This window comes from uncultured Oscillibacter sp., assembly GCF_910579365.1.
Taxonomy (GTDB): Bacteria; Bacillota; Clostridia; order Oscillospirales; family Oscillospiraceae; genus Oscillibacter.
In genome coordinates, this window is record NZ_CAJTUX010000083.1 from 1 (window position 1) to 9,341 (window position 9,341).

Annotated in this window: 11 protein-coding genes; 9 read left to right on the forward strand and 2 right to left on the reverse strand. The window is 55.6% G+C overall.

What is annotated here, in order from left to right; all coding sequences use genetic code 11:
- Positions 1–681 precede the first annotated feature (681 nt).
- Together QZ329_RS13550 and QZ329_RS13555 are read left to right on the forward strand one after the other, a co-directional pair.
- Positions 682–1,029 carry a hypothetical protein gene (locus tag QZ329_RS13550; RefSeq protein ID WP_295753509.1) on the forward strand — a complete coding sequence of 116 codons (348 nt, stop codon included), beginning with the start codon at positions 682–684 and terminating at the stop codon, positions 1,027–1,029.
- Positions 1,030–1,069: 40 nt separating this feature from the next.
- Positions 1,070–1,822: an energy-coupling factor ABC transporter permease gene (locus QZ329_RS13555; protein WP_295753511.1), complete on the forward strand. Its 753-nt coding sequence runs from the start codon at positions 1,070–1,072 to the stop codon at positions 1,820–1,822.
- Between the two features lie 256 nt (positions 1,823–2,078).
- Here the strand turns inward: QZ329_RS13555 and QZ329_RS13560 are convergent, their stop codons facing one another.
- The gene (locus tag QZ329_RS13560) at positions 2,079–3,353 is read right to left on the reverse strand and encodes a glycosyl hydrolase family 18 protein (protein ID WP_295753513.1); all 1,275 of its coding nucleotides are present in this window, start codon (positions 3,351–3,353) and stop codon (positions 2,079–2,081) included.
- A gap of 125 nt (positions 3,354–3,478) precedes the next feature.
- Here QZ329_RS13560 and QZ329_RS13565 point away from each other — a divergent pair, with 125 nt between their 5' ends.
- The 7 genes from QZ329_RS13565 to QZ329_RS13595 all read left to right on the forward strand — a co-directional run bounded on the left by QZ329_RS13565 (position 3,479) and on the right by QZ329_RS13595 (position 9,019).
- Complete coding sequence (locus tag QZ329_RS13565; RefSeq protein WP_295753515.1) at positions 3,479–4,594, forward strand: hypothetical protein; 1,116 nt, start codon at positions 3,479–3,481, stop codon at positions 4,592–4,594.
- A 110-nt stretch (positions 4,595–4,704) separates the two neighbouring features.
- Positions 4,705–5,193, forward strand: a complete 489-nt coding sequence (locus tag QZ329_RS13570) for a polymer-forming cytoskeletal protein (RefSeq protein WP_295753517.1) — start codon at positions 4,705–4,707, stop codon at positions 5,191–5,193.
- A 918-nt stretch (positions 5,194–6,111) separates the two neighbouring features.
- Positions 6,112–7,194: a tRNA 2-thiouridine(34) synthase MnmA gene (gene mnmA, locus QZ329_RS13575; RefSeq protein WP_295753519.1), complete on the forward strand. Its 1,083-nt coding sequence runs from the start codon at positions 6,112–6,114 to the stop codon at positions 7,192–7,194.
- Positions 7,184–7,540 (forward strand): hypothetical protein, encoded by a 357-nt coding sequence (locus QZ329_RS13580; RefSeq protein WP_295753521.1) that lies wholly within the window; start codon positions 7,184–7,186, stop codon positions 7,538–7,540. The genes mnmA and QZ329_RS13580 overlap by 11 nt, the downstream gene beginning before the upstream one ends.
- 3 nt (positions 7,541–7,543) lie before the next feature.
- Complete coding sequence (locus tag QZ329_RS13585; RefSeq protein ID WP_295753523.1) at positions 7,544–8,281, forward strand: tRNA threonylcarbamoyladenosine dehydratase; 738 nt, start codon at positions 7,544–7,546, stop codon at positions 8,279–8,281.
- A gap of 248 nt (positions 8,282–8,529) precedes the next feature.
- Positions 8,530–8,712, forward strand: coding sequence for a hypothetical protein (locus tag QZ329_RS13590; RefSeq protein ID WP_295753525.1), 183 nt, complete (start codon positions 8,530–8,532; stop codon positions 8,710–8,712).
- Between the two features lie 115 nt (positions 8,713–8,827).
- Positions 8,828–9,019 carry a hypothetical protein gene (locus tag QZ329_RS13595; protein WP_295753526.1) on the forward strand — a complete coding sequence of 64 codons (192 nt, stop codon included), beginning with the start codon at positions 8,828–8,830 and terminating at the stop codon, positions 9,017–9,019.
- A 124-nt stretch (positions 9,020–9,143) separates the two neighbouring features.
- Here the strand turns inward: QZ329_RS13595 and QZ329_RS13600 are convergent.
- A partial coding sequence (locus QZ329_RS13600; RefSeq protein WP_295753527.1) for a hypothetical protein occupies positions 9,144–9,341 on the reverse strand: 198 nt, incomplete at its 5' end.

A 9,341-nucleotide genomic window follows, 5' to 3' on the forward strand; every position in this document is an offset into this window, starting at 1 on the left:
CCATATTTATATTATATCACATTTTTGCGGATTTCGCATTATGCGGTATTGCCTTTATATGGGCTGGCGGAGACCACCGTCATAATCATTTTGAGATTTTAAGCAACAAGGCATTATTATATGATGGAAATAATGGGCATGACGGCCGGGAAATCATTTACCATGAACTATAGCAATCCTCAGAAATAGTGACAGCAGTTCGGCAGATCCAGACAGCACATCACCGCGTCTTCCTCCTTGACGGGCGTCAGCCCGCCTGCGTCGTCATCCTTGTGCTGTACCGCCTGAATCCACCTCCTTTGTTGTCATTATTTTTGAGGATTGCTATAGATGCTATAGATGAAAATGGTGACATTATTTATGAAATAGAAATATGGGACGGTTGCGATGGACGGTATTACTTCATAGACCATACACAAAGTGATTCACAGGCAGAAATCAGTGAAGAGGAGTGGCACGAGATTGTTGACCCAATTCTGACACTGCGAACAGATTTGACTCCTTGGGCCGGCTATTCAATGAAATATGAAAAATAGCGCTTGGCATACATCATCACCGGACGGCTTTGTGTTTGTCAGGCAGATGAAGCCTGCCGGGATATGACAGAACAGCCCTCTCCATCCATACGCCAGATGTTTGGCGTGCGTTCCAGTTCTTGCTGAAAATGATATAGAAAGCCCTATGTTCTCGTTGATCTATTTGGATGAAGATGACATTTCTGAATGGGTCATCCTTGATCGAACCTGGGATAAATATTCGCTTTATACTGTCAGGAATGGTAATGCCGAATGTCTGGCAGACTCCATGACTACTGTAGAAATGACCTACTACAAACATAAAAATATTGTCGCCGCCTTTTCCCGTGCAAAAGGCGGCGGAGACGAGGGAGAATACGCCAGCGCCTATTATCAGAGGAAATCGACGAGACAGCCTATAATCGAATATTTGCCGATCTTGATATTTCGCAGATGGATGATACAAGTTGTTTTTCAGAAAGCGGAAAATGCTTTTCAAAGGATGAAATGCTGACGTATCTGAATGCAGAAGCAACCGTGGAGGCAGCTTCCTAATGGACAAAGAAAAAGCTATAAAAACATCGTGGTATATCTTCTTGGCGGCTATGGCCGTGCTTACGATTTTATTCTTTTTTGAGATGAAGTTTGTGGTAGTTGGAATCAACATCCTCGTCTTAGACGCGCTGTTTGCTGGCGTCTGGATGTTTGTCCGTTTATGCAAATGGGCTGGCCGTGAGAACACAGGAAGAAGGACTGCCGCCCTAATCGCTGTAACGCTTGCGGGATTGCTTGCAGTGTTTGTCCTGGCTATGGATAGCGGATTATATGAGTACGCCGAGGGAACAGAGCCGCAAACACGCCGCACCTTCGTTGTAGAGTATCGGCGTAATATGTTTCACAACGGAACAGCTAAGGTGTACGAGAGATTTGGCCCACTGTTATTCCCCTGCGATGTGCCAGAATATAGCGGGGAACTGTTTTTGGATGAATTCGATGCTGAATACGGGAACGTCCATCTCAATGAGAAAGGAGACGTGATCATTGTCTCACTTTTTGTCTACGGTCCCAGGTTCCGCGTTCCAATAAATCAGACCGCGGAACCAACGAAAACACCCCAGCAGGCATTGTTGGAGGAACAGCTCGTTGATGACATGCACGACGCCTTCCTGCTGGATACCAAGGGCGATCTGGGTACATTGCTGATTACAGCGGAACAGGGGTTCATACCTTCCGCCAGTGGGAGGACTGGAACCACCCGGTCTGTATGCGGCAGATTCATATTTATGGGATTGTCCAGAGCAATATAGTCCGTATGTCCATTTGGGATCGCGTTGCTGGTGAGCTGGCCGAGATCTACCATGAAGATTTTTCTTCGGAATCCGGCGGATGGCTGGATGTGGAAATGATATGGCACGATTTGAACTATCACGGCGTGTCATCTTAGAGTATATCAAAGAGGCTAGCTCTGCTGGCCGTGTCCGTCCCCGGCGAGACGCCGGAGATCAATGTTTAATCCGCCTTGCGAAAGAAGGACCCGGCCAGGCGGTCGGGTCCTCCTTTTTGTCATTCGATATCGTAGAGAGCGTCCAGCACCAGCCAGGTCTGGGAAAAGGGGCGCATGAGGTTCCAGAATCCCGCCCCCCGAAAGCCGTACTCCGCCACGAGGCGGAGCTTGGCGTCCATGCTCCGGGCGTCCTCGAACCAAACCTCGTGGACGCCGCCGGCGGCGTCGGTGTAGTGGAAAAAGGGAGACTGGGCGGTCTCATCGTACTCAATGGCCACGCCGTACTGAACTGCCAGCTCGATGGCCCGCTGGTTGGATATGGACTGCGCCTTTGTGGTGCCCTGAACGAAGGGCAGCGGCCAGTCATAGCCGTAGTTCGGCACGCCCAGGAAGATTTTTTCCGCCGGGATTTCCGTGATGGCGTAGTCCAGCACCGCCCGGACGTTGGGGAGAGGCGCCACCGCCATGGGGGGGCCGTAGGTGTATCCCCATTCATAGGTCATCAGCAGCACTCCGTCCACTGCCGCCGATACAGCGGCGTAGTCATGCCCTTCGTACAAAAGTCCGCGCTGGCGGGTGTTCGTCTTTGGGGCCAGCGCGGCCCAGAGGAACCGCCCCTGCGCTGCCAGCAGCTGCCGCAGCCGGCCTAAAAACGCTGCGTAGCTCGCGGCCAGCTGCCCCGGCAGATATTCAAAGTCTACATCCAGCCCCGCGTAGCCCTTTCTCAGAATCGTTTGCAGTACCTCCGCCGCCAGACGGCCCTGCGCTTCGTAATCCGTCAGAATGAGCTCCGCGCGCCCGGTGTCAAACTGTCCCGCCTCCGTCAGAGTGGACAGGTGCATCACCGGCCTCGTTCCCCGAACCCGAGCCGCCGCCAGCATCGCCTCGTCATTTAAAGGCAGCAGACCGCCCTCCGCCGTGATGCCGTAAGTAAAGGGAGCCATGGCGGAGAGATAGGGCAGCTGCTCCGCCAGAAGCGCCGGCTCGATGAAGGGATAGGCGTAGCCGTTAAAAATCCCCTGCCCCAGCCTCTCTTCAAAATAGGAGACCACCAGCACCTGTCCCACCGCCAGAGCGTCCCCGCCGCCCAGTTCCCAGTTGTTCCGCCACAGCTGCCGCACCGTGACACCGTAGTCCGCTGCGATGGAGGTCAGCGTTTCTCCCGCCACCACGGCATGGACCTGCCGGGGGAACCGCACCACCAGCGTCTGTCCCGCCGCCAGGGCCAAATTCTCCGGAAGGCTGTTGTCCGCCGCCAGTCGCTGGGGCGACACGCCGTAGCTTCCGGCAATGGCATCCACTGTCTCGCCGGGCTTCACCACATGAATCGTCATGGTTCACATCACCTCTCGGAAAACCCTATGCGGCGCGGTTCGTCCGCTATACGCATTTTCCCGCATACCCGGCGGCGGACCTGCCATATACATGGGATAAGTTCGCTGAACGGGAGGAACTGTCAATGCGCAGAACACAACGTTGGACCCGGTATCTGACCCCCGGCCTGGTATTTCAATCCGTCCTGATCGGCGGAGGCTACGGCACCGGTGCGGAAATCGCCCGGTATTTCGGAAGCTGCGGCCTGCTGGGCGGCCTGCTGGCCCTGGGCGCTGCGGCGGCCGCCTGGGCGGTGCTGTGCGCCGTGACCTTTGAGTTTGTCCGGGTCTTTCAAACCTACGACTACGGGTCCATGATGAAAAAGCTGCTGGGGCCGGCCCACTTCCTCTATGACCTCTGCTTCTATGCCATGATGCTTTTGGTCCTGGGCGTGGTCAACGCCACTGCCGCCGCCTGCGTCACCGGATTGACCGGCGCGCCGTCCTGGGTGGGTGTGGCACTGCTCTCCGGCGGTGTGGTGCTGCTGGTGCTCAAGGGCACGGAGGCTATGGAAAAAGCCCTGTCCCTCTGGGCCTATGTGCTTTACGCCGTCTTCACCCTGTTTCTGGCCGCCGTCTTCCTCCGTTCCGGCGGCAGCATCTCCGCCGAGCTGGCCAGGGCTGAAATCGCCCCGGGCTGGCTGTTCAGCGGCTTTCGCTACGCGTCCTATAACCTCCTCTGCGTTTCCATGATTCTCTACACCCTGCGAAACCTCCGGCAGCGGCGGGAGGCCGTGATCTGCGGCGTGCTGGCGGGGATACTGGGGGCGGCTCCCGCCCTGCCTCTGCTGCTGGCCATGGGCAGCGACCTTTCGGCTGTCCTGGCCTCCGAGACGCCGGTAACGGTGATTTTCCAGAGACTTGACCTCCCCTGGCTGTACGCGCTGTTCCAAATCGTTCTCCTGGGCACGTTGGTGGAAACCGCCGCCGGTTTCATCAAGGCCATGGAGGACCGCCTGGAGCGGGCCTTCTTTCGGGGAAAATCCTTTGAGCTGGCCCGCCCCCTCATCACAGGAGCGGTGACCGCTCTGGGAATCTGCGTCTCCACCTTCGGCCTGACAAAGCTGATTACCAGGGGATACGGCGCCATCTGCTATGGCGCGCTGCTGCTCTTCGCCCTGCCCATGCTGACCCGAGGGGGCCGCATGCTCCGCCGGGAACGCCTCCGGCAAAAAGCGGGCTCCTCCGCCCGCTGTCGCTGAATATTTTCACAGGTCTCCAAAAAGCCGCTCCTTTTTTCAGCGGCGGAAGCCTTGTAATTTGAAGGGGTTTGTGATATACTGTTTTCAATTTCGCAAACGAGGTGAATGAAATGGCTTTTTTTGGAGGACCGTCCAAGACTCCCCCTGTAACGGAGTCTCAGACCGATAACGACCGGCGGGAAAACGCCGACATTCCCGAACTCCCCGAGCCTCGCAGCAATACGGTGATCGCCAAGGACCTGATTGTCACCGGCAAGCTCAGCGGCGAAGGCGTGGTCCAGATTGAGGGCACTGTGGAAGGTGAAATTGATCTGAAGGGCTATGTCATCGTAACGGCCACCGGCAGGGTAAAGGGCCCCGTGGTAGCAGACGTCATCCGCATTGCCGGGCAGGTGGAAGGCAACCTTACCTCCAGCGACCATGTCCAGCTGGAGCGGACCGGAACCATCGACGGCGACGTGACCACAGTCTCCTTTGTCATTGAAAACGGCGGCCGGCTCAATGGCCGCACCACCATGATCCCGGAGCAGCCTTCTACCCCCCGCGTGGACGGTCTGGCGCCGCCAAAGGACCGAAAGGATGAAGAGGGCGGCGCTTGAGACGGCGTACATTCATCCCGGAAGCAAATACGGCGCTTCTCCGATACTAAATCGCAAGAAGTTTTCTGCCATCGTTCAACGAGATCAAAACGCATCTCTGCGGAAGGAGCCCCATGGGGCCCCTTCCGTTTTCGTGTTTCCGAAAAGCCAAAACGCATTCCGCCCAAATCTGCCGGGGCTGCCGGAGCCCCCCGGCGCTCCACAGCTCTGGCCGTCAACCGAAGCTCCAGCCGCGCCCATCCCCGCCTGCCTGCTTCGCCCCGGAATCCTGTGTGCGCGCAAACTCCGGTTCCACCCCCTCTCTGCGATTACCTCACGTATTATTGCAGGATATCCTGCACTTTCCTCTTGAACACTTTGTCAATTTTTGACGGCAAACGGTTTTTCGTCTTCCGCGCGAATTGCCGTTTCGATTTTCTCCGTCAATTTTTTCGCTGATTTTCCTGGCTTCTTTCTCCCGTCCATTTCTCTGTCAATAATATTTTCGTCCCCGTTTTAAATTTACATAATGATTTTCATAAAAGCCTTCTACGAAGAGTTATCCACACTTTCCACATGGTTTTCCACATGGTATTTCCCGCATGTCCCAATCCTTTCACGTCTATTCCACCTTCCTTCAAAAGGCGGAAATCCACTTATCAACCCTCCTGCATTTTGCCAGCCTGTTTACATAATATAGATTCTTCCGCGATTTTCTACACTCTGTCTCTCAAGTTTCTCTGGACAATCGTGTTTTTTGTTGAAAAAGGGATAGTCTTACGCAAAAAGCGCAGGCTATGAATCCAATCATGCAAAACATGTGCGTCTACCATTAAATTGTGGATTTAACCCGTGACAAACCTGTAAACCTGTATTATAATAATAAAGCTTGCAAAAAAAAGAACGGCTCTGAAGCAGGAGAGAACAGCGAGGTGCGCTATGGAACAGGCGAGGAAGGCGGGCGTTTTAGTCGCCATGAGCGGCGGTGTGGATAGCTCTGTGGCGGCGTATTTGGTACAGGCGGCGGGCTTTCCCTGCCAAGGCGTCACCATGCGCCTGCTCCCGGAGGACAACAGCCGGAACACAGCCGACGCGGAAGCCGTCTGCCAACGGCTCCATATCCCCTTTTCCGTACTGGACCTGCGGGAAGAATTTGAAAATGAAGTGATCGCAAAATTCATCCGCGTTTACCAGTCCGGCGGAACCCCCAACCCGTGTGTCGACTGCAACCGCTGTCTGAAATTTTCCAGACTTCTTAACGAGGCGGAGCGGGCCGGACTTTTCTACGTGGCCACAGGGCACTACGCCCAGACAGACTACGAGAAAGCCACAGGACGATGGCTTTTGAAAAAGGCTCTGGACATCGGGAAGGACCAGAGCTATTTCCTCTACACCCTCACCCAGAAGCAGCTTTCCCATATCCAGTTTCCCTTGGGCGGGATGGAGAAGCAGCAAGTGCGGGAATTGGCGGACCGTCTCGGCTTTGTCAACGCCAAGCGTCGGGATAGTCAGGACATCTGTTTTATCCCAGACGGCGATTACGGCGCTTTTATGGAAGCTTATACCGGAACCCCCTGTCCCGCCGGGGATTTCCTGGACCTGAAGGGGAGGGTCGTGGGCCGTCACCAGGGTGCGGTGCGCTATACGCTGGGACAGCGGAAGGGCCTGGGGCTGTCCATGGGCGAGCCGGTTTATGTCTGCGGAAAAAATATGGAGGAAGGTACGGTCACAGTCGGACCTGAGCGGGCCCTATACAGCCGTGAAATTCTGGTGGAGGAACTGAACTGGATTGCCCTGGATGCCTTTACCGCTCCGCTTCGGCTGAACGTAAAAACCCGTTCCCGCCAGCAGGAACAGCCGGCCATGCTCTTTCCGGAAAGCGGGAACCGCGTCCGTGTGGTCTTTGACGAGGCACAAAGAGCGGTTACGCCAGGCCAGGCGGCGGTATTTTACCACGGCAATGTAGTAATCGGCGGCGGGACCATCCTGGAAGTGCAAGGAGGCGCTGATAATGGGCTGTGAAAACTGTCATGAAACCTGCGGCGGCGAAGGAAACACACTGCTGCTGACACCAGAGGAGCTGGAGCTTCTGCGGCGTTTCGCCCAGACGCCCTTTCTTCCCGCAGCGGCCATGTTTGACCGAAAAACACCGGTATACTGGGAGAGCCCGAAAGAGGCTCCCCCCACCTACTCCGCCGCCATACTGGGCCTGACGGAAAAAGGGCTGATCCGTCTGGATTATGACATCCCCCTGAAAAACTTTGACTACGCGGGCTATGAGTCCTATCCGCTCCACGGTAGTATGGCGCTGACCGGGCGGGGGCAGGACATTTTGGAACAGGTAGAGATTCAAGGCATTGAGGAGTAATGTATGCTGGGTCCGTTTTCAAGAACTGAGCTGCTTTTGGGCCAGGACGGCATGACCCGCCTGGCGAACGCCCGCGTGGCGGTATTTGGCCTGGGCGGCGTAGGCGGTTACGCGGTTGAAGCATTGGCGCGCAGCGGAATCGGCGCTCTGGAACTGGTGGACAGCGACCAAGTGAGCCTGACGAATCTGAACCGCCAGATTCTCGCCACCCATGAAACGCTGGGGCAGTTCAAGGCCGACGCCGCCAGAGACCGGGTGCTGTCCATCAATCCGGAGGCGGAGGCCGTGGCCCGCAGAATTTTCTACGGCCCCGGCACCGCCGGGGACTTTGATTTTTCCAAGTACGATTACGTGGTGGACGCCATTGATACGGTTACCGGCAAACTGGCTTTGATTCAACAGGCCCAGGCGGCCGGAACCCCTGTCATCAGCTGCATGGGGGCCGGAAATAAGATGGACCCCACCGCCTTTCGTGTGGCGGACATCTATGAGACCTCCGTCTGTCCCCTGGCCAGGGTGATGCGAAAGGAGCTGAAAAAACGAGGCATACGGCGGCTGAAGGTGGTCTACTCCCAGGAGCTCCCCCAAAATCCAAAGGGGGCATTGTATCAGGAATCTCTCGAGGGAGAAGTCCGGCGGCAGATACCGGGCAGCAGCGCCTTCGTCCCTTCTGTGGCGGGGCTGATTTTGGCCGGTGAGGTCATCAAAGACTTGGCGTTTTCTTTTTCGCAAGGGACCTAACTGTGAAGTCTGCGGGACCTTCGTCATGACCCCCTGCGGTATTTGTACAACACTTTTTATCATCCGCTGAACCCGTATCCCCAAAATCCATGCGAGAGGCCTATGCCCGTTGGAATGGTTTCCCGAATCCCCCCATTTTACTGACGACGGTATTTCTGGCGCCGGCTTTGCTGCTCTTATAGGTTTCCTTCTCTATCACATTAAAAAATTACCGAGCTGGGCGGCGGGACAGAGCGGAGGAACCGATCATGGATAAGCCGGATAAGAAGTTTGAGTTGATTCATGACATCGTCGCCAAAGAGGATAATGTTTTGAACGTTACAGAACTCTGTCGAATCGCCGGCGTATCCCGTTCCGGCTATTACCGCTGGGTGAACGCAGAGGATGCGCGGCGGGCACGAGAGAAAAAGATCAGGAGGATTTCTCGCTGATTTTGCAGGCATATTAATTCCGAGGCCATGCCAAAGGCATCCGCGGCATTCATATGAGACTGCTGCATCTACCGAACGGCACGTTGATTCTCTCGGTTTGAAGAAGCTGCCGTCCATGCAGTCGCTTGCCGCATTGAAGGCTGAGAATAAAAAACGGTATCCAGAGTACAAGCAGGCGCGAGAAAAAATGATAGAACTGCTCACCGCCAAAAACAACGTGGAGCGGATTTTGGCCGTGACGGAGAAGGAAAAAATCGCGACCGCCAGCAGGGGGCGCGGTGATGATTTTCTCTTTCCCTGCGGGTAAGAGCAGACGCCGGAGGCGGCTTAAAAGGACCGGCGCAGCTGCGCCGGTCCTTACGGGAGCTTGGGGGCGGCAGCCACCAACTAGCGAGCGCCGGGTAGATACCGGCGCATTGCTTGCCGCTGCCTTATTTGGGTAGTACGTTTCGCTTTAAGCTGGTATAGGCCAGCAAAATATAGATTGCATAAATCAGAAAGAAAATCCCCAGCGAGATCGTCACAATGGACAAAGGACTGTTCATTCCCACCATCACCCCCGGCTCAGGCGCACTGGCCAGATGAAGGATAAAGGGTACGCCAATCAGTATAGGAGGAACGGCGGGCAG